This window comes from Luteibacter jiangsuensis, assembly GCF_030812295.1.
Taxonomy (GTDB): Bacteria; Pseudomonadota; Gammaproteobacteria; order Xanthomonadales; family Rhodanobacteraceae; genus Luteibacter; species Luteibacter jiangsuensis_A.
Genome location: NZ_JAUSSK010000001.1, coordinates 483,742 through 504,478, shown reverse-complemented (window position 1 = coordinate 504,478; position 20,737 = coordinate 483,742). Strand labels below are relative to the sequence as shown.

Here is a 20,737-nt window from a genome sequence, read left to right as displayed (position 1 = left end):
CCTATGGCGTTGCTTAGTCGCGGAGAATGGCCTTGGAGAAGCTGATCACATGTTCAGATCGCCTGAGGTGACGGTCTCTGTCCATACGCTATGACTGGGCCAGGCGCGCGGGGCGATTAACCATCTACGCCGGCCAAGCCACATGCAGTTGACCGTAAAGATTCGACAGTCGATGAATTACTCCCTGGAGGGAGTAGATCTTCATCTCTCTCGACGTCGTCTTCGTCAGCCAGAGAAGAACTGTAGAGACAAAATCGAGTCCGGTACGCCATGTTGGCTCGTCGCGCATCGTCTGCTTCGGACGGCTAACTATGTAGACCAGCCACGATTCCAGAATCTCTTCGAGGTGCGCCTCGTCAAAGCGAGCTATGGCGGTGTCGAGGGCATTCGCACCGAAGTTCAGGTCGGCATGGGAGCGTACAGGCTGTCGACATATCGGAGTTTCTTCTCACGCGTGGATCTGGCCTCGTCGAAGCTGGGAGCGCGGAGTTTGATAGCCGGGGGAACACAGGCAACCCCTATGTGCAACAGCGATAATGACCAAACGCTAACGTACGATTTGGTCAATTGCGAGGACTCGGGACTGACTGCGCAAACCGTGGTAATTACCAACGATTCGCATAACGTATATGGGCCGATTTGCGTAACGCTACGATTATCCATTTCGGTTTCCGTCACGCTAAATGATGGCGATAAACAAGCTGGCCTTCAGCCCCTGTTTCGACATTAATATCCGCGTCATTCGCCGATGGCAAATGATTCATTAGACGACGTAAAAAACCTTCCCTGTATCTGTAATTTCGTCACCGTCGAGCGGCCACCACAAGCCCATTATCTGCGAGCCACTGCGACGCAGTTGAAGCTCACATGCTTTGGCCGAGATACGGTCCGCCACCTCCTGCATGAAGGCATCAGCGAAGTCTGCACCGCTAGCCCACGGAGCCCCATCGATAACCCATGGCTCACCAGCTGGTGGCTCGATGTGCTTCGTTGCAGCGTAGTAAGCGGAGAGGGCGAAGCGGATCGCGTCCTCAGCCGAGAAGAAGCGGCACTCTGCAGCGTGATCGATTTTCATGCGAACATTCCTTTGGGGCGAGAGCCCCTGTTGTGGTTGAGGCCCCCTCTCTTGCTTGCCGGCGGAAGGGGGCCTCGCTTTATCCGTCACTCTTCGTCGAAGAGCTCCAGACGATCACGGATGAGGTGCTCCAACTCTCGTACAAGCTCCACGACGATGCGCTCTTGCTTCACACGGCCAGGTGCACCGCTTTGCCATTTCGTCCACGCATACTCGTACGCCTCAACGGCCATCTGAGCGACCTCAGCCTCACTCATACCGATCACTTCGTTGGCAACGCCATCATGCGTCCCGCCCATCATCCACTCGCCAGGTTCAAGCGGCGCATTCATAAGTCGTCTCCAGTTCCGTTTTTTCAGTAAGGATCAACGCGCCGCGTTCATACGCGACGAGCCAGCGAGAAGGGATCACTTCGCCTGTTGCCAGGTCAACCATGCCACCGCCGGGACATCGAGCGAGGGCAGGGGCATCAACAGGGATGGCAAAATCCATCGAGAAGATTTCGCCAGTCGCAACACTGCGCAACTGCGGGCGCATGTAGAAGCCGGAGCCACTAGGAAGGCTCTCCGATGGATCGAGCTCGCCAGCTTCGATCAGCGCATTACGCAGCGCACTCGCAGCGAGGAAGCGCGATGCAAAGGCATGTTCACGCGCCCAGGTCGGGAGTAACGATTCACGCGGCGCCATGCGCGCACCATCGGTATGCCCGCCGTTGCCGTGAAGGCGAACATGCTTTGGAAGACGCTTCAAATCATCTGGCGACATCTTCGTCGCATACTTGACCATGTAGCCAATCGGGTTGCGTGCTGTCTCGATCTTCGTGCTGCCATACGGCCACCAGCCACAAACGTCGGGGCGGGGCAGGCCATCCGCGAGATATGGCAACGCTCCCAATCGCCGTTCCGACGATAGGTGAGGATAATGAAGGTCTTGCGATACGCCGACCGGCCCAACCTCTCAGAGTCATGGTCTGTAACCATCTCGTGGAGCTTTGCGGCCTCGGTGATCGTCCGGCGAAGCCGACGACACCGCATCTTGCGAGGGTTCAGATAGATCGGCTGAGCGTTCATGCGACCCTCGAAATGCCACGTGCAACGCAGCTTCTCGCAAAGCGCGTTCCACTTGTTGAAAGGATGACAAGCCCCGCGGCGCTCCGCGCCGCCAACGGACGTCGAGGCGATCCCGGCATGCGGCGTCTACGCGCCTTTCGCGTCCCTCAGCTTCGGGTTGGAGCGTCTTCGCGGGGCTACGCCCCACACCCCAGGTTTCGGCGTCGTAGCGATCGCGGAACAGTCGAGCCTGGTCGAGGATTAGCCACCAGCGCCCGAGATCGGCTTGGGACCAACCACGACCATCCGGGCTGAAGATCTTCCCGCGTTTGATGATCCAGCCAGACCATTCCGGCACGAGGGCGCCCAGGTCGCCGCACCTCAGGACCCGCAGCAGCCGAACGACCGACCACGGCACACGGTTTCGGCCCGCATCCCAATGACGGATGGTTCGGAGGCAGACACCCAGGTACTCGGCGGCGGTCGCAGGCAGGAGAGACGAAGCTCACGGAAGTCTTCAGGACTCACCAGCCATTGCCGACGCCTAGAAACACGGCGAGGACGGCCCCGGGTCGGATCATCCTTTGCTTCGCATAATGTATATTATGTCTACTTTGATAAGACGCCTTCGGAGCGCATACTTCTCGGATTTGTCGTTCTACCCTTAAACATGCGGCAGTTGCCTTTAAACGTGCGGCATCCCTTAAAGACGCTGCCGTCGTCGCCCACCCTGTTATCCAGCGCATCCGTTCCTTCATCGGCCGCATGTGTCGTTGCTTGACCCTTATCGGATGGCGCTGGCCATATGGTCGTCATGCCTTCTTTCCCGCGGGCTTCTCCTTAGCCTTTGCAGAATGAGCGTTCAACCTAGCCTGCAATGCAACCTCGCGCTTCGTCGCGGTTACCAAAGCTTTCTGCGCTGCCAGTAGTGCCGCGGGGAGTCCGTCCATCCTGGCCAACTGCTCCTCGAGCGTCTTACCGCGAGCCCCCCGTTCTGCGGCGATCTGCTCCGCAGAACGCGCGGAAGCGAGGGCGGCTTCAAGACGGGTGGCGCCGTCGGCAAGTTCTCGTTCCCGCCGACGGAGGACCGCCTCCAGCGACTTTACCTCGGCCCGGGCACGGTCGACCTCGGCATGAGCACGATCCTCAACGGCGCGGACGTGGAGCGTTTGAGCTTGTTGTTCGCTCGCCAACCGATTTTGCAGGGCGAGTAGGTTCTGGTCTGATTGCTCGCACCGCAGCTGCCATCCGTTGCGGTCCCGAGTAAGTTCCTCAAGCTGGCTTGTTTGCTGGTCCGCGAGGCGCTGCAGGTCGATCAACCGTAGTTCGGCAACCTCTCTGGCTTGCTCTGCATCTTGAGCCCTCGCTCTAGCATCGCGCAACTCGATAGCCAGGTTCTCTCGCTCCTCAGCCAGGGAGTTGCTTGCCGCACGCAACTCCTGCCTCTGCTGTTCCAGGGAGGCCTCGGCTAGCGAGCTCGCATGGGCAACGGCCAGGCGCCACAGCGCGACGAAGGCCCGCCCTGCTTCGTCTGGAACGTCAGGGAGGCTAATGAGTTCCTGCATCCGCTTTGCCAACGACTCGCGCCAGTGGTCCAGCATCCGAATCACCGTATTCGGCGAGCCCGTGCCTAAAACAGTGCGGATACGGTCGACCGTGGGCCGTTCGCCGGCAGCAACCAGAGCATCAGCCGCAGCGTCAACCTGCTCTTGGGTTATGCCTTTACGCACGAAACCGCCTCCTCAATCGGCGTCCTGCCCGCTTGGATTCATAGTCACGATAAGTGATGATTATCGCTAGTACATGCCCGTTATCGTAGTTAACATTACATATTATGAAGCAAAAACGCGACCTCTCCGCCCTCGCAGCATCTGCCGCCAACCTGGTACTGCCGGAACAGCTGGCCCAACAGGCCGCCGACGCGGTGCGCGAACTGCTGGCCGAAGCGGCCGCCGCCAACACCACCCGCAGCTACGCCGCCGCCCTGCGCTACTGGGCCGGCTGGCATCTAGCGCGTTTCGGCGTCGAGCTCACGTTGCCGGTGAACGAGGCTGCGGCGATCCAGTTTCTGGTCGACCATATTCAGCGCAAGAACAAGACCGGCCTAGTCAACGAGCTACCGCCACCGATTGACCAGGCTCTGGTCGCCGCAGGGCTCAAGGCCAAACTGGGGCCGCTCAAGCTCTCGACCGTGGTCCAACGCGTCGCCGTGATGTCGACGGCCCACAAGCTCAAACGCCTCACCAATCCCTGCGAACTGGCCAGCGTTCGCACGTTGCTGAGCCGCGCCCGGCGCGCCGCGATCAAACGCGGCGAGCGGCCGACCAAGAAGACGGCGATCACGCGCTCGGAGCTCGAGGCGATGCTCGCCACCTGCGACCGCTCCCTGGAAGGCCTGCGCGATCGCGCCCTGCTCTGCTTTGGCTTCGCCAGCGGCGGACGCCGGCGCAGTGAGATCGCCGCGGCCGATCTGCGCGACCTGCGCAAGGTCGGCGAGGAGGGCTACATCTACCGGTTGGAGTATTCGAAGACGCAGCAGGCGGGGGTCACAGTGGATTCGACACCAGACAAACCGATCTTAGGGCGCAGCGCGCAGGCGCTGTCTGCCTGGATCGAGGCGTCCGGAATTCGGGAAGGGGCGATCTTTCGGCGTATCTGGAAGGATCGGGTCGGCCCTGCCCTGCTTTCGGGCTCAGTGGCGACGATCGTCAAGCGGCGTGCCGCCCTGGCGGGGCTGGACGGGGACTTTGGGGCGCACAGCCTGCGGTCGGGGTTTGTCACCGAGGCGGGCAAGCAAGGGGTATCGTTACCTGCGGTGATGGCAATGACCGAGCATCGTTCGGTGGCGAGCGTGATTGGCTACTTCCAGGCCGGAGCCGCGGAAGATAACCCTGCCGCCCGCTTGCTGAAGTGATCCGAGTTTGTCTGCAAACGCCGGAGGCGGAGATCAGCATTTCCGTGGCCGTGATCATCGGATGACATAAAGCGGCCGAAAACTACTGGCAAGTTGAAATCGCTAACCCGGGGCCAGACAGCCTGCAGGACGGCATTTCGAAATCTCATGCGCAGAGGTCGCCGATCTCGCGTTCGACGAGCCGAAAACGCTCCTTGACCTCTTCACCGGCATAAAAGGCGAGCATGTCTTCCTTCGTGAGAGTCCCTTCGGCAAGGAACTTGATGAGATAGCGCTGATTGAATTCGGCAAGAAGGATGCCCTTCTCGATCTGCGCGAGGATCTGCTTCATGTTGTCGATGTTGGCAGTGACGAGATGCTTCACCAGCGCCATGTCACGCGCATCCTTGATCAGTCGGTTCACGATGATCTTGAGGACTTCGGTGTCAAGCTCGAGCGTCTTTGCGTTGAGCGCGATGTCGCGCGCCAGCATGTAAGCAATGGCGAGGTTGCGATAATCGCCTTTCTGGGAATCGATAATCGCGATCAGCCCGATACCGGGCAGGAACTTCAGGTCCTGGACGACGGCGAGAATGCTGTTGTCGACGAGCGAGGCGTCGAACACGATGATTCCGGCCTGCCCGTCTCGATTGGCCTGCGCTTCGAGTAGTTGGCTCCAAGCAGTATCCGCCTTTTTGGTAAAGACATCCTTGCTCTGTATGTCACCAAGGCGGATGCTCTTGTCGAACTTGCATTCGATCGCGATCCGTTTCCCGCTGTCGCCGGCAAGATGGCAAACGATGTCTCCGGTCTTGTTTCGACGGATTGCACCGGCGCGTTCGCCGGTCAGCTCGATACGGTCGCCGAGCTTCTGGCGATCAAAAAACTCCGCCAGGAAGTCGGCGATATCGGCCTCAGCGAGCACACCCTTCACTGCCGACCGGTAGAAAAGCTCCTTCTTCATGTCGAAGATGAGCTTCAAGCTTTCGAGCTCGGTCCCGAGTTCATTCGCTGTCCGGGAGAGAAAGCTCGAGAGGCGGTCCTCCATGAGCGCCAGAACACCGATATAGAGTGCCTTGTGGAGCTGCTCTTCGCGATCGGCGGCAGCGACCTTGTTAAAGAACTCAAACAAGATCTTGTTGTCGACCTCGAAGGCGCCGAACTGAACGCGACTATTTTTCTGATCGAGACTAACAAGTGGCATATTACGCTCGGCTGTAGCGGTAATGGCCTTTGATCGTTGAGGCGAGGAAACTCCCCTTTGACGCGGCCTGATCGAAGGTCTGCGCAATATGCGCCGGCACCTCATAGTAGTGATAGCGGGTGCTATTTAGAAACTCGATCTCGAGCAGCAGCTGATCCTCATCATAGCGGATCGCTGCAATATTCGAAGAGGTGAAGGGCGCGAAATTTTGCCATGCCATGACGGTCATTCCTTCTTTGGAGGGGAAGATATGGGGTTCTGCTGTAGCCAGTTCTCGACGAAGTAACGATAGTCTGCGGCAATATGGGTCCGAAGATTCCAGCCGCCAGGCGTCATCGAATCATCGGGCGCGGCTTCGTCGCAAATGAGCGGATCCTGGCTGTCGGGACGACGGTCCCGAGGCGGCGCCTGTATCATCGTGCGCATTGGCAACCGGACCGCTTCGCCAAGGATGATCGCTTCGCCGGTGCGCAGCACCGGCAGCATGCTCGTCAGGCCCTCGAGATTGTCCGAGAGCGCGCTCGTCACATGCGAGCGATCCGTAGCATTGCTCAACCGCATCGCGAAAAAAGTCCCGCATTGCGACAGGATCGTCGGGTTGATCTCTGCTGGGCGCTGGCTGACGATCATCGCGCCGATCCCATATTTGCGCCCTTCCTTGACGATGCGCTGGGTCGCGATCGAGGCGGCGCTGCCGCCATTGTCGCCAAGATAGCTGTGCGCTTCCTCCATCACCACGAGCAGCGGGCGTTCGCGCCCGCCCTCCGAGAGGTTACGCGCCCAGAAGAGACCATCGTAAAGGACGCGCAAGATGTTGCCGATGATGTCGTTCGTCACCGTTGAGGGAATGCCTGACAGGTCGAGGATCGTGATCGGCTTATTACTGCCGAGCCATTGACCGACGAGATCGGCGAGCGTCTTCGTCGTCGTGCCGTCGAGCTCGGGATGCCAGTCACCGGCCTTCAGCAGGAAGTCGTAGCGCGCGACGCGAAGCCGCGCTCCGAGCGCCTCAAGCGGCCCTCGGATGTTGAGGACGTCCGGGAGCCAATTGATCTTCTCCTGATCAGAGGCGACATTCTTGACCTTGCGAAAGCGCGGTGGGACCGCGGCCTGCGCGTCCCCTACGATCTTCGCACCCGAAAGATCGCATTCGTAGGCCCAGGTCGCCTGATCTGACGGGTTTGCTCCGCCGGCGCTAAGATAGGTTCCGAACTCGCGGCAATAGAGATCATGCCAGAGCTTGTTGAGCGAGAAAGGCACCGGGCTATCGGCGGTGATGCTGGCGGGATCGACACCGGCGATCGGCTGCGCCGTTAGGCTTGCGATCTTGGCCTCGAGTATCTGCTCGAGGATGATGTTGCGTGCTTTGCCGTCCTGCGGAAGGCTTCCGAACGTCACACGCATGAGCTCATCGAAGCTCAGCGCCCAAAAAGGGACGCACAACCGATGCTCATTCGTGTTGCGAGCATCCGGGCTAACCTTGAAGATATTCGCTCGGTCGCCGAGTGCCTTGCCATATTCGCCGTGGAGATCGAGCACGACGATCCTCGCCGACGGGAAGCGGTTTTCATCGGACAGGACGTTCAACAGCCCCGCGACCGTCGTCGACTTGCCTGAGCCGGTCGTCCCGACGACCGCGCTGTGCCGCGTTACGAGTTTGTTGACGTCGACGAGTGCGTCTATCGACTCACTGCCTGCAACATGACCGACCCGGACCAAATGATTCTGCTGGTCCGACCGCCCATAAATCGCCTGGAGATCTGCCTCAGAGACGAGATGGACCTCATCCTCGAAGGTCGGATATTGCGAGATGCCTCTCTGGAACCGTCCCGTCCTGTAGCCCTCGCCGATCAGCTGGACCGTCATCCAGCGAAGCCCATTGGGCATCGAGAGCGCCGCCTTCTCAGGAACTGCGCTCGCCCCGACTTGCGATACGATTCCATAGAGGTCGACATAACCGATGGGAATTTTAACGAAGCTGCCGATCTGGCCGATCTTGTGGCCCTGGCCGTGGACAAAGCTCAGGCCCGAGAAGTGGTCAGAAGTCAAGGTGACGCTGACCGACGTCCCGCTGACGTCCTGGACCGTGCCGATGACGGTTGCGCGGTCGGCTAGGTCAGGCCGGATCATCGCTCGTCCCGTTGCCGGAGAGACCACGCAGCAGCGCGCCGAGTGCAGCAAAGTCGCCGAGCCGCACGGTAACCTTGTCGCCGTCCTTTACTAGGATACTGGGCGGCAACACAAGGTCATCCGCGCCGTCGCCGGACCAGTCACCCGCCGTGCGGCCGATGATCGCCTTGTCGAAACCCAGCAGGCTAAGATTCGGGCTCGCCAGCGCACACTGACACGCGAGCTTGTAGCGCTCTGTTTCTAGCTCGCCATGGACAAAGGCAAAGACATGCGCAGTCGGATTCGCCTCAAGGCTGCGGCATATGACGTCGTTGATATGCTCGTCGGCGAAGGAATAGCCACAGATGAAAAGTAGCGACGACGGGGCGAGCAGGAATGCCTTCAAGCGATCAAGCATCGCGAGATAGGGCATCTTGCGGCTCTGATCATATTTGAGATGCGACGGGTAGATCAGATAGCTCTGCTTGTCGGTTTTCTCATCGCTGCGCACGACATCGGTCTTGCCTTCAAGACGCCAGTTGAGCGAGCCGTGGATCTTCCAGAGCCGGGTCCAGCGTGGCGGTAGCAAGCCTTCATCCTCAACAGCGCCGAGGTCGAAGAAAGCTTTCCGGGCACCGATGAAGCCGTCGAAATAGGGTGCCGAGCTTTCCTCGAGGGCCTGCTCCATCAACAAGTCGTAGTTGGTCGTGAAGAGATGGACCGGCCGCTCGCGACGGATCGAACGACTCCAGATCGCAAGGTTATGATAGGGGCTATCCTTTGCCGGAAGCTCGCGCCGAACCTCTTTGGAGATCACGTCGCAGACATTCGTGTCGAGTGCGATGAGCTCGGCGGCGGTCAGCCCGCGCACATCGCCGGCGCCGGCGACGCTCGCAAACACTCGGATGCGGCTGAGTAGGAGCTCAATATTACCGCCATCGCCGCCGTCATCGGTCACGATCTTGACGAGCTTGTCCCAGATCGATGGGTTGTCGACGGCGTTGCTGGACAATTGCTCCGCGATCACCTTCGTCAACCCCGCCACGTCCCAGATCAGAGGGTCGGTTACGATCTTTCCGCCCTCCTCCCGTTCGTTGACGCGGATCGACAAGGGGCACCCCGCGCCCAGGAAGAAGCCGATAGGCTTACGGTTCTGCGACAGCGCCTGCTGAATGAAACTAATCTGTCGAATCGGATCATGTTTGTGCATCTCGCCCCCTGGCCAGCACTTCCTCACTGGCATGATATCAGCAGCCCTGATCGCCTGCTCGAACAGATCGAGTACCTTCGTCGTCGACTCCAGAAATGGCGTGGACCTACAAATGTCCGCGACAGGCCAAAAGAAGGCACTGGCCTACCCGCGATAACAAGGCGTAATCGTCCTCACCCAGTACCGCTGCCCTTCTAAACATGGGGTGTGTCGAGGGAACTTGGCCATCGGTTGTAGGGGGAATCCTACAGACATAAAAATGGGGCCAGCGATAGTCCAATACGCAGCCTCCTTAGCACTGCATCTGGCGGACGCCTGACTTAATGGGGAGTCGGGCGGGCGCGGCGCCACAGCGGAGCAAGACCTCCTCGGGTGGCAACCGAGCCACAATCTTTTCATAACGCCCCGTCGCCGCATCTTGCAGCAGAACCGTTGGGTGTTTGCCAGGCGCTTTCTCTTCCATCCCACCCCCCGCCGCTCGAATTCATCGTCTCGGTCTCACTTGTGCAGCGATGTATCACCCAACGGCCATTCGTAGGCCATCCAGAAGTCTTTTGTGGGTTCCAGCTCGACTTTGACCGCATCGCCGGTTTGAAAGACCGTCCGTTCATCGATAACGCGGGGACGTAGGCCGTGCAGCGTGGTGCGAACCGGTGGCACCGCCACCGTTTGCCCGAAGATGCGGAGTTCCGAGGGGAGATCGGTCGGCACCTGGATAATTATGGCTTCGGTCTCCCCTTCCAATTGGCGGATGTTGGCGCCGTGGTCGGTCGCGGTGAGCGTGCAGGTTGGGTTGCATGCGAGGTGCGCCGCGGTCATGCGGTCGGGGGCCACCGCGACATCGTAGACACGGCCTAGGGCTTCTGCGTCTTCCTGACTGACCTTCGCATGCTTGGGCATCGCAACATTCACCCCCAACCGGCGCGTGATTTCGGCCGCCCGGCCCAAATACGACAGCAGCGCATTCTGTTGGGGGTTTGCCGGGGCCACTGTGCCGAACGGTGAGCTCATGGCCGCGCGTCGCTGCCCTTCGACGTGCAGCTCGACATCGAGGATTTCCTCGGGCGTGGTTCGCAAACAGAATTCGATCAGAGCATCCAGGTAGGGCAGCGTGCGAATGTCCCGTCCCACCCAGCGGTCCACATCGAAGCGAAGCGAAAAATTGCCGTTCCAAGGCGGGGCCACATGGCGCATTTGGATAGTCAGCACGGCCAAGCCATCCCAGACTTCGCCGCGAAAGGTCCACTGCGATGCTCCCATGGCCAACGAGCCCGTCACATCGTCGAAGCCCCGACGGACGGCCGTTGCCTCGGTCAGCGCGGACCATTTCAGTCGCGCCGGCATGGCGTGTGGAGTGAAGGTGAGCTTTCGCTCTTCCAGCTCGTCGTCGCCTTCAAAGACGTGGGTGAGCAATGTCGAGCCCCGTACAGCGAAGCCGGCCGCGTCGATCTCGAAGGGGGTGCCCGCTTGCAGCGCTGCATCCACACCGCGCTTCCACTCCGCCATGCGTTCTTCGGGGACGGACAGGCGAAACGGAACGGTCTCGAGGGCCTCGATGCGAAACCGGGTAACGCCGCCTTGGTGGCTGCTTTCGATATGGAACCGAGGATCGAGCCGCTCCAAGGTTTCCACTGACGCAGCGTGGGCATTCTTTATCAACGACGGTAGCAAACGCTTGGTGTGCCCGGTCAACGCCCCGACCAACTGTTCCTGGGCGTCCCCATGGGCTGGGGGCCGTGTGTCCAGCTCGTCGCTTGCGAGATCTTCGGCGCGGGTTTTCCACTGGCGAAGCAGCGTCGCCGGATAGGCCGCTTCGTCGCGATCGACGCGTCGAGCACAGCCACGGCACAGCCAGATGGCGTTGTCGATGGATGCGCGTTCGGCCGGTGACATCTCAGCGTCGTAGCGGGGTCCACCTTGGGCTGCAGCGTGGATGTGGGCCGCCTCCCCCAAAACAATCGTCCCGCGTCCTCCCGATTTCGGGCCGGCCGTCTTCCGGCGGCAATCCGGGTTCGAACAATGGCTTGCCACGCGTTCGCGCAGCTCGCGGATTATCGGCTTTGAAAAGTCATCCCGCGCCACAATGGGCCTCCCTGATTGGCCCCGGCGCACTGGGCGAGCACCGGTACCGCAAGGGTATCAGCACCGATCAAGGTTCTAAAAGACGACCGAAGGCGCCAGCGCCCCGTCCCCTCAATCTTCCGTGTGCTCGATAACACGGTCTAGTCAGCTACGTGTGCGGGATACATTACTTCATAGCTCCTTCTCACGCCGATCATTCTTGCGGATGCATAAGCAGTGATTTTCGAGCCTTCCTGAGTAGCGAAATGACGGTATCTTCCGTTTCTTTCCCGATACCTAGGCTGCGATTCACGTGAAGGTGGGCGAACGATCGCCTTATCGCCGATAGCTCCGCAATCAATCCCCCTTCTTGCTGCAAAAGCACGTAGTCCCTCCAAATCGTCTTCACAGCATTCGTTGCATTGTCCAGTGCTTTCCTAACGTTAACGAGGCGCAACGTTGTGCTTACAGGAAAGAGGCGGCGACTTTGGCGGAATGGCTCCGACTTCACCTTGTGATAAGCGAGACAAAGGAAGCGCATATGAAGTTGATGCGGGGCGGGTTGACCGCGAACGCCATCCTAACCCTGATAACCATCCCTTATCACCTCACTACTATGGCGTTCGCTTTGAGGCAACGCCAGTTGTAATGGCCACCCGGTAGATCCTGTTACTTACAGTTGGAAAAACCCTGGTTAATACAGGGCTTGATACCCACGGGCATCTAAAACAACTTACCCTGCGGCGAAGCAATCCGTGGCGGCACGAATCGAGAAGTGTCCAACGCCGTGTTCCACGCCCGGTGCAACTTCGCTTTCTCGAAGCTATCTGCACCCTCTTGCGGGTAATGTCCGCAAACACGCTCTGCCCCCGCATGCGCGTCGCAGAAATTGTTGTCGTAATCCTTGCGGCCATTCATCTGCTGGATGAGGCTGATGATGTGGGCAGCACGGTCGGGATAGCGACTCTCTAACCACTCACGGAAGTGCTGCTTCAGCTCGTGTGGTAGACGCACGCATGCGGTGCCGTCAGCGAATCGGAGTCGGAAACACCGCGGATTGGTGATGGCCGGCTTGGTCCGCTTAGTGTTCGGTCTGGCTGCGAGCGCCGTCCTGCCACAACCCGAGAGAGGCGATCTCGCCGTAGATGTTGTTCTTGATTGGACTTCTATTCGTGACGCGCCTCGATCTGTTCCAAGATGTCAGGCAACCGCGTTCGATCATCTAGCTCGGCGCGTCCTCTTACATGCGCGTTTGAGGCTCGTTAAACCGCACAAACTTACGAAACGTGACGCCGGCCCCAAGACACGGCTGTTACGTTGACGAATCCACGATAAAGTACTAGCGTAAATCTGGTAGGCAACATGCGATGTTGCTCATAGGGTTCAAGGACGATGAACAAACTGTTTCGCGAAGAAATAGTTCGCGCTCGACACAACCGGTGGTTAGGCGGTGCATCGATATCGCAGCCGCTTTCGATTCGACTAGCGGCATGTGTCGTAGTGGGGTTTGCCATAGGGACCCTGTCGTTTCTCGCACTTGGCAGCTATGCACGCAGGACCCGCGTTAGCGGTGAACTGGTACCGGTAAGCGGGCTATCGACGGTATTCCCCAGGCAGCAGGGCGTAATTGAACGCGTACTTGTCGCTGAAGGCGAACGCGTGGTTCGCAATGAGCCACTAGCCATAATAACCGTCCCTCGATCGACCCAGCAAAGCGGCGATACGCAGACAGCAATTCTCGCGACGATCGACGGGAGCCAACACGCCCTAACTGAGGGCCACATCGCCCGGCTACGCCAGCTCGACGCCCAAGCCGCAGGGCTGCAAAACCAGCTAAAGGCGGCAAAGGACGAAGACACCAAGATCGATGCCGAGATAGCCACAAGGAAGAAGCAGATCGCCATCTCGCGAGAGATCCTTGCACGCTTCGACCAGCTTCGAGACGCCAAGTACGTAAGCATTCTCCAGATCAAGCAGCAAGAGTCTTCCGTTATCTCATACGAGAGCGAAGTTGAAGGCCTCGAACGGGAGTTGATCAGCGCCCGCCGCACAAAAGCGCAGCTCGAGCAAGCCCTAGCCGAACTTCCCTCGCAACGTCAGACAATCGATGCCGAGTTCGAGCGCAATGTCGCTTCACTGCGGCAGGATCAGGTGAAGATCCAGGCCGATGGCTCCCTCACGGTGACCGCGCCGGTGGCTGGCGTAGTCACGGCGGTGTTTTCCAAGGCTGGACAGGCGGTCAAGGCCGACCAGCCCATTATGAGCATCGTGCCCGGTGACGGCGCGCTTGAGGCGGAATTGCTCGTGCCAAGCGAAGCCATCGGATTCATTCGCCCGGCCGACACCGTTCTTCTTCGGTACCGAGCGTACCCGTACCAGAAATTCGGACATTTCGCCGGTCACGTACTACGCATATCGCGCAGCCCGATCGCATCTGACGCATCGGACTCCCGCGCAAGTCCGAAGTATCGAATCTCCGTAGCGCTCGACGCACAAGCGGTAAGGGCATACGGAAAGGTGGAGCCCCTGCTCGCCGGAATGACGCTGGACGCAGACGTTCTCGGCGAGCGCCGCACGCTGCTGGACTGGCTCTTTGAACCGATCTACTCGCTCAGAGGGCACTCGCTATCTCGCTGACCCGTCCTCCTAAATTCGAGGGCGGACGATGACGGGGCCGGGGGCTAGAAGAATTCCGGTAAGGACGAACCGGTACTACGCGCAAACGCGCACGATGACGTAATTCATCGACGGATAGATGGATCGCGCCACATGGAAAACGAGGTGTGAAAAAATGAAAGGAAAGGTTGAGCCGATGGGCTACGCGTATGGCCGTCTCCTGACGGGCGCCGAAGTCGAAGAAATCAGCGGTGCCGGCACGAACTCCGGCACTGTCACGGGCAGCGGCGGCGGAAGCCCGGGCCCCATCCATGGCTCCGGTGACGTCGACTACGACTACGAGTGGTAAAACACCACTGATGTTGCGCCGCGGATGATGTCGGGGCATCGCCCTCGGGACACAACGACCCTCTGGCTGCCCAATGGTGGCGTCGGAAGGCGCAAGTCGGCTCCCTATGGTGACTAGGGAGCTTTTGTTGGCCAGAACAGGGATTTTGGGCATGCCATCGCATCTGATTTTAGGAAACTCCACCGATTATCACGCCGTCGCTGTAGCGTGGGCCCTACGGGAAATCGGCCACACAGCGTTGATCTGGGACGGCGTGGGCGTGTCTGCCGAACAGCGGTTGATGCTCGACCCGGCCAGTGGAGACGGCCAGATATGGATGCACGGGGCGAAGTACGAACGCTTTCACTCGGTCTGGCACCGACGGCCCATCCGGCACGGCAACCTCGACCATATCGCGGATCATGCGAGGACCTTTGTCGTCCGGGAGTGCGCGGAGGCCTACGAATGCTTGGCGACCCTTGCCACTAGCATGTCGCCGTTCGTCGTGGGTGGCATCGGAACACGGCACCTGACCAAAGCGCGACAGCTGGCCCTGGCCAGACGGTTGGGATTTCGCGTTCCGGCCACGATCATCACCGACAGTTTCGAAGCGGTTTGCGCCTTCGTTGAGCGAACGGGGCGGGTTGCCGTGAAGCCTTTTTCGCCCCACTACTGGCGCCATGTCGCCAGCGACACGCTTCGCTTCGCCTCGACAAGCCTGATAGAAAGCACTTCCGAGCTCGACCGGGACACCGTCGAGGCATCGCCTTCGATATATCAACAATTCATCGAGAAGGCTCTCGAGCTTCGCGTCACGGTGATCGGGCGAACCGTCCATGCGGCAAAAATCACCAAGCGTGATGGAGGATACTTCGTCGACGCACGTATGTTCATCGAAGGGCCTGATACCTCGGTGGATGCCGTCAAGCTGGATAACGGCCTGGAGCAAACTATTCTCGCCTTCATGGACGAGGCGGGGCTGTCTTATGGATGCCTCGACATCGTCGTCGATAGGCAAGGTGACGCGCACTTCCTAGAGGTCAATCCGTCGGGGCAATTTCTTTTCGTTGAACAGCTAGTTCCGGAACTGCCCCTGCTGGCATCCTTCGCGGGCATGCTGGCGAACCAGGGACGGGCCGGCACGACCGCCCTGCCCACGCACATCTCCACGCGAGGCTTCGAAGCGTCCGGCGACTTCCATGCGCTCTCCGCGCCTTCCGGCAACGGACCTACGTCGTTTTCCGCGCAAAATCCGTTCTATACCGAGCTCGCCTGAAGCGTGCTCGCGATAACGAAAAACATTTGGAGAGCATAAAGATGGCACGCGAGTTACACAAAACCGCCTGGACTCTGATTTTTTTCCTTTCGTTCTCTGCCGGCGCAGCCGCTACCACCCTGAAGGAGGTTAGCGGAAACTGGGCGCTACACATCGACGGCAAAGCGATGATCGTCATGCGCATCGGGGATGCCTCGGGGGCGCCGACAGGTGAGCTTATTCAACCCAAGGGCATGAACGTCACCAACAACCTTTTCTCCGTCGCCGACGCGACAGCCGACAGTCACCCGCTTTCCGCGTTCTCGGATAAGGGCGCCTATGCGCTGGTATCGTTCCGTGACGCCTCCGGCAAGGTCAAGGATTTCGAACTCAGGCCCAGATCAGGCAAGGTCGAAGTGGGTATCGCCGGCGTCCCGCCGGGCGTTGGCCTCGGGCCGTGGCTGTTCGACCATGCGGACACGAGCGAGACCGTGGCCCGCGATTGGCAACCCGGTCGCGCCTATGTCGTCGGTGACACTGATCAGCCGAACGCAGAGATGGACCGGATGTTCAAGGAGGACCAGGACGTCCGGCAGAAAAACCCGATCGACTGGGCCGCGGTGTCCGCCGGAGACACGGCGCGCCGCACGCGCACGCATGAACTTGTCGCCAATGGCTTGCTGCACACCGGCAACGATTTCAAGGAAGCCGCGTTCATCATGCAGCACGGCACCACACCCGACGACTATCTGCTCGCCCACTCGCTCGCTCTGGCGGCCATGGCAAAAGGTGAATCGTCGGCGGCGTGGATCGCCGCGGCCACGCTCGACCGATTCCTATGGTCGAAGAACCTCCCGCAGATCTATGGTACCCAGTTCAAGGACGACGGAAAGGGCAACCCGTCCACCAAACCGTTCAACGAACGGGTCGTCGACGAACATATCAGGCAACAGCTCGGCGTGATCACGCCCGCTGCCAAGCCGTGACCGTGCGGTCTGGAGGACAGGGAAGCGTTTGAATGAAAGTGATTCTGCAATCCGAGCCCGCAGAATGCGGCATCGCCTGCGTGGCTATGGTCTCGTCCAGGCATGGCCACGACCTTACCCTCGCACAGATGCGTCGGCGCTTCCCGACGTCCATGAAAGGCGTGAAACTCAGTGTGCTCATGGACGTGGCACATCGTCTCGGCATGCGGGCGCGCGCGCTGAGGGTGGAATTGCACGAGCTACGCAAGGTTAGGACGCCCTGCGTGCTGCACTGGGACATGAATCACTTCGTCGTGCTCACGCGCGCGGGGCGCGGGGTGCTGGAAATCGTCGACCCGGCACACGGAAAACGGACACTTTCCTGGACAGACGCTTCCGAGCACTTCACCGGCGTCGTCATGGAGATGGAGCCCGGCCCCGATTTCACGCAGAAGGCACCCGAGCCCGAAGTGGCCATCCGATCCCTGATGGGCCCTATCAGGGGTCTGAAGTCCGCATTGGGAACCATGCTCGGCTTGTCGCTGACGCTCCAGGCGTGCGTGCTCCTGGCGCCCTTCTACCTTCAGTGGGTGGTCGACCAAGCGCTGGTGAGTGCGGACAGCGGCCTGCTGACCGTGCTGGGGCTCGCCTTCGGCCTGGCGACGGTTTTCCAGGCCGTGGTCACCTGGTTGCGCGGCTTCGCCGTCGTGCAACTGTCCGCATCGCTGAGCATGCAGTGGCTGAACGATGTCTTCGCACATATGCTGCGCCTTCCGCTCGAGTTCTTCGAGAGGCGACATCTTGGCGACATTACATCCCGCATCGGCTCGGTCCAGACCATCCAGGGAACGCTCACGACCGGCTTCGTCGAAGCCATCATCGACGGCGTGATGGCCACGATCACTCTCGGGCTGATGTGCTTCTACAGCGCCGCCCTCGCGTCCCTGTCGGTTGCGGCCACCGCGCTTTACTTGACCGTCCGCACGCTGGCGTTCCGGAAGGTGCGAGCCCTTAACGAAAAACATCTTCTCGCCTCCGCCATGCAGCAGACCCATCTGCTTGAAACGGTACGGGGCATGCAGAGCCTCAAAGTAGCCGGGAGGGAATCCTTTCGCCGCGTGGCGCACGATAATCTGGTCGTGAACTCCACGAACCTCGAAAACGCGATCGCGCGCGCCGGCCTCGCCTTCCTGACAGTGAACCAATTGATCTTTGGCCTCGAACGGGTCGCCGTCGTATGGCTTGGCGCATCGCTGGCGATGCACGCGTCGTTCTCGGTCGGCATGCTCGTCGCTTACCTTGCCTACAAGGAGCAATTCGTTCAGCGAGTGGGCAGCCTGATCGACAAATCGTTCGATTTTCGCATGCTGCGTCTGCACGGCAGTCGGCTCGCAGATGTCGTCCTGTCGGAGCCGGAACCTATGCCACCCGCCCGCGAAGCGAACTTCAAGGGCACTTCATTGGGTATCGAGGCTCGCGGGCTTTCGTTTCGGTATTCCGAAAGCGAACCGTGGATTCTCGAGGATTGCTCGTTCTCCATCGTCGCTGGCGAATCTGTCGCCTTCGTCGGCCCGTCGGGGTGTGGAAAAACCACGTTGATGAAGGTTCTGCTCGGCGTGCTAAAGCCGTCCCGTGGATCGATCAGCATCGGTGGCGTGGATATCACCGGCGCGGACGGCGGCTCAATCCGCCATGCCATCGGCGCGGTCATGCAAGAGGACCAGCTCTTCGCCGGCACCATCGCCCAGAACATCGGCTTCTTCGACCCGGACTTCGATATCGATCGCGTGCAGGACGCCGCGCGCGCGGCTGCCATTCATGACGATATCTGCGCCATGCCTATGGGGTATGAGAGCCTAATCGGGGACATGGGCAGCGCACTGTCGGGGGGACAGAAGCAGCGGGTGATTCTCGCCCGCGCGCTCTACGCCGCGCCTCTGGTCCTATTTCTCGACGAGGCCACGAGCCATCTGGATGTGAAACGGGAGCGTGAGGTGAACGACGCCGTGCGCCGACTCGAACTCACGCGGATCATCGTCGCACATCGGCCGGAAACCATCGCCAGCGCCGATCGCGTCCTGGTTCTCGAGAACGGAAAGATCGTGCGTTCGCTCTCGCCCGTGGGAGCGACCGAACCGTTGTGGCCCGAGGTGCAAAGGGAAGTCGAGCGATGAACGAGCCGAGTGGTGACCAGGATGGCTGGAAGAATAATCTGGCGGTGTTTTCCGCGTGGTTTCTCGCATGGACGTCAGTGTTAACTCTGCTGGTGGTCTGTCCGGCGTGGGCCACGTTCGGGACTTCCTGGCTGCTCGTCGTACTGGTGATTCTCACGCTCATCGCGGTGGGCGATGCCGCCTGGGACATCACGGCTCAGTTATGCCGAAGCCTCCCAGTGCAACCGCACCTGCCGTCGCTGGAGCTTGCCTCGGGTATTCCCGAGGCAAGCCGGACGCTGGTAGCGGTACCGTCGCTCGTCGTGAGCCTCGCGCAGGCGGACCGACTCGTCGCCGACCTCGAGCTGCGCATGATCGGCAACCGCCAGCACAACCTCTTGGCTTGCTTGGTGGTCGACTTTGCCGACGCCACCACACCTGACCTTACCTCGGACGAGGTCTTGCTTGCTCGCTTGCGCGAGGCGATAGCCGCCGCCAACGCACGGCGTGGAGGTGGCTTCTTTCTGTTTCACCGGAAGCGCGCATGGAATTCCCAGGATGCGCGCTGGATGGGCCGGGAGCGAAAGCGGGGCAAGATAGAGGATCTCAATAGCTACCTGTTGGGGGAGGCTACCGAGGGATTCGGACTCGCTGTCGGGACCCCGTGGGATCTGGGCGGCATCGCCTATGTCATCGTCCTCGACGAAGACACTCCCCTCCCACCGGGGGGCGCACTCAGGTTGATCGGCACGATCTCACACCCGGCGAACCAGCCCGTCGTCGATAGCGGCTCCAACACGGTGATCCGCGGCCATGGGGTCATACAGCCCATTCCTTGGGTCACGGTCGACAGGGCTCGGTCCACGTGGAGCCAGTCCCTCTCATCGAGCTCGGTCGCGCCCGCCGGCGACCTCTACCAGGACCTGTTCGACGAGGGCTCGTTCTATGGCAAGGGAATCTATGACGTCAAGGTCGCCCATCGGGTGTTGAACCGTCGGTTTCAGGACAATTGCCTGCTCAGTCACGACCTCATTGAGGGGGCTTATCTCCGCTCGGGCATCGCCTACGACCCCGCGCTGCAGGAACGCCCCCCGTCCACCCTTCTCTCCGATCTGGCCAGGAGGCACCGGTGGACGCGTGGCGACTGGCAGAACCTGCGCTGGCTGCTCCCGCGGGTCCTTAACCAAGATGGGAAGACGGAAAAAAACCCGCTTTCCGTGCTGTCCAGACTGAAGATCGTGGACAACGCAAGGCGATCTATCATCCCCGCGGCCTGTCTGGGCGTCCTTCTCGTAGGTGACTCCGTCGGCCGCGAATCGGGATGGCCTGTGCCGACGTTTATGCTGGCCATCATGTTCGCGTCCACGTTTTTCAGGTTCCTCCTGATGACCTTTCGTGGGGATTTCCGCACGATAAGGTCGGCCCTTTCATTCCTGTCGCTCGCGATCCTCGAAAAGATACTGTGGCTGGCTTACCTGCCGGTCACGGCGACGTTACAAATCGACGCCATCGGACGCGCTTTGTACAGAATGACCTGGAGCCGTAAGGACCTGCTCGAATGGCGAACCAGCGCACAGGTCGACAAAGGGCCCGAAGCCCTCGCACGGTATATCCAAGTCTTCCTGCCCTCGACCGCGATCGTCGGGCTGGTACTGCTTCTAAACGGCCTTCACTCACGCCCGCATGCCGAGGGCGCTCTGCTCGCCCTCCTTTGGGCGATGGCGCCTCTAATCGCGTGGATGCTCGACCGCCGGATCGAACCGCCAGCCGGAGCGGCCGAATGGACCTAACGAACGCGGTACCGCAACGGGCCGGCGTG

18 protein-coding genes are annotated in these 20,737 nt (G+C 60.3%); 7 read left to right on the top strand and 11 right to left on the bottom strand.

The features are described 5' to 3' along the window. Positions 1-763: 763 nt before the first annotated feature. From J2T07_RS02205 to J2T07_RS02190, 5 genes are all read right to left on the bottom strand, one after another. A complete protein-coding gene (locus J2T07_RS02205) occupies positions 764-1,075 on the bottom strand; it encodes a hypothetical protein (protein WP_306846932.1) in 312 nt (103 codons plus the stop codon). Positions 1,076-1,161: 86 nt separating this feature from the next. Further along, the gene (locus J2T07_RS02200; RefSeq protein WP_306846931.1) at positions 1,162-1,407 is read right to left on the bottom strand and encodes a hypothetical protein; all 246 of its coding nucleotides are present in this window, start codon (positions 1,405-1,407) and stop codon (positions 1,162-1,164) included. After that, a complete protein-coding gene (locus tag J2T07_RS02195; protein ID WP_430539313.1) occupies positions 1,391-1,960 on the bottom strand; it encodes a rolling circle replication-associated protein in 570 nt (189 codons plus the stop codon). The genes J2T07_RS02200 and J2T07_RS02195 overlap by 17 nt, the downstream gene beginning before the upstream one ends. A 78-nt stretch (positions 1,961-2,038) precedes the next feature. Further along, positions 2,039-2,482 carry a DUF3653 domain-containing protein gene (locus J2T07_RS19105; RefSeq protein ID WP_430539312.1) on the bottom strand — a complete coding sequence of 148 codons (444 nt, stop codon included), beginning with the start codon at positions 2,480-2,482 and terminating at the stop codon, positions 2,039-2,041. A 454-nt stretch (positions 2,483-2,936) separates the two neighbouring features. After that, positions 2,937-3,854 carry a DNA-binding protein gene (locus tag J2T07_RS02190; RefSeq protein ID WP_306846929.1) on the bottom strand — a complete coding sequence of 306 codons (918 nt, stop codon included), beginning with the start codon at positions 3,852-3,854 and terminating at the stop codon, positions 2,937-2,939. Between the two features lie 104 nt (positions 3,855-3,958). Here J2T07_RS02190 and J2T07_RS02185 point away from each other — a divergent pair, with 104 nt between their 5' ends. Then, entirely contained in the window at positions 3,959-5,038 is a 1,080-nt protein-coding gene (locus J2T07_RS02185) for a site-specific integrase (protein ID WP_306846928.1), read from the top strand. A gap of 145 nt (positions 5,039-5,183) precedes the next feature. Here J2T07_RS02185 and J2T07_RS02180 read toward each other — a convergent pair whose 3' ends face one another. From J2T07_RS02180 to J2T07_RS02155, 6 genes are all read right to left on the bottom strand, one after another. Then, positions 5,184-6,221 carry a hypothetical protein gene (locus J2T07_RS02180; protein WP_306846927.1) on the bottom strand — a complete coding sequence of 346 codons (1,038 nt, stop codon included), beginning with the start codon at positions 6,219-6,221 and terminating at the stop codon, positions 5,184-5,186. Position 6,222: 1 nt separating this feature from the next. After that, positions 6,223-6,441, bottom strand: a complete 219-nt coding sequence (locus J2T07_RS02175) for a KTSC domain-containing protein (RefSeq protein WP_306846926.1) — start codon at positions 6,439-6,441, stop codon at positions 6,223-6,225. A 5-nt stretch (positions 6,442-6,446) separates the two neighbouring features. Continuing rightward, positions 6,447-8,351: an ATP-binding protein gene (locus J2T07_RS02170; protein WP_306846925.1), complete on the bottom strand. Its 1,905-nt coding sequence runs from the start codon at positions 8,349-8,351 to the stop codon at positions 6,447-6,449. Continuing rightward, positions 8,338-9,540 (bottom strand): SIR2 family NAD-dependent protein deacylase, encoded by a 1,203-nt coding sequence (locus J2T07_RS02165; protein WP_306846924.1) that lies wholly within the window; start codon positions 9,538-9,540, stop codon positions 8,338-8,340. Before J2T07_RS02165 ends, J2T07_RS02170 begins: the two co-directional genes overlap by 14 nt. 498 nt (positions 9,541-10,038) lie before the next feature. Then, positions 10,039-11,622, bottom strand: coding sequence for a hypothetical protein (locus J2T07_RS02160; RefSeq protein ID WP_306846923.1), 1,584 nt, complete (start codon positions 11,620-11,622; stop codon positions 10,039-10,041). 702 nt (positions 11,623-12,324) lie between these two features. Then, positions 12,325-12,615: a hypothetical protein gene (locus J2T07_RS02155; RefSeq protein ID WP_306846922.1), complete on the bottom strand. Its 291-nt coding sequence runs from the start codon at positions 12,613-12,615 to the stop codon at positions 12,325-12,327. 378 nt (positions 12,616-12,993) lie between these two features. On the opposite strand from J2T07_RS02155, the gene J2T07_RS02150 reads away from it, so the two are divergent. From J2T07_RS02150 to J2T07_RS02125, 6 genes are all read left to right on the top strand, one after another. Further along, complete coding sequence (locus tag J2T07_RS02150; protein ID WP_306846921.1) at positions 12,994-14,238, top strand: HlyD family secretion protein; 1,245 nt, start codon at positions 12,994-12,996, stop codon at positions 14,236-14,238. A gap of 154 nt (positions 14,239-14,392) precedes the next feature. After that, positions 14,393-14,566, top strand: a complete 174-nt coding sequence (locus J2T07_RS02145; protein ID WP_306846920.1) for a hypothetical protein — start codon at positions 14,393-14,395, stop codon at positions 14,564-14,566. Between the two features lie 151 nt (positions 14,567-14,717). Next, complete coding sequence (locus tag J2T07_RS02140) at positions 14,718-15,821, top strand: ATP-grasp domain-containing protein (protein WP_306846919.1); 1,104 nt, start codon at positions 14,718-14,720, stop codon at positions 15,819-15,821. 41 nt (positions 15,822-15,862) lie between these two features. Next, positions 15,863-16,786, top strand: a complete 924-nt coding sequence (locus tag J2T07_RS02135) for a hypothetical protein (RefSeq protein ID WP_306846918.1) — start codon at positions 15,863-15,865, stop codon at positions 16,784-16,786. Between the two features lie 32 nt (positions 16,787-16,818). After that, positions 16,819-18,939 (top strand): peptidase domain-containing ABC transporter, encoded by a 2,121-nt coding sequence (locus J2T07_RS02130; RefSeq protein WP_306846917.1) that lies wholly within the window; start codon positions 16,819-16,821, stop codon positions 18,937-18,939. After that, positions 18,936-20,708: a hypothetical protein gene (locus J2T07_RS02125; protein WP_306846916.1), complete on the top strand. Its 1,773-nt coding sequence runs from the start codon at positions 18,936-18,938 to the stop codon at positions 20,706-20,708. The genes J2T07_RS02130 and J2T07_RS02125 overlap by 4 nt, the downstream gene beginning before the upstream one ends. Positions 20,709-20,737 lie beyond the last annotated feature (29 nt).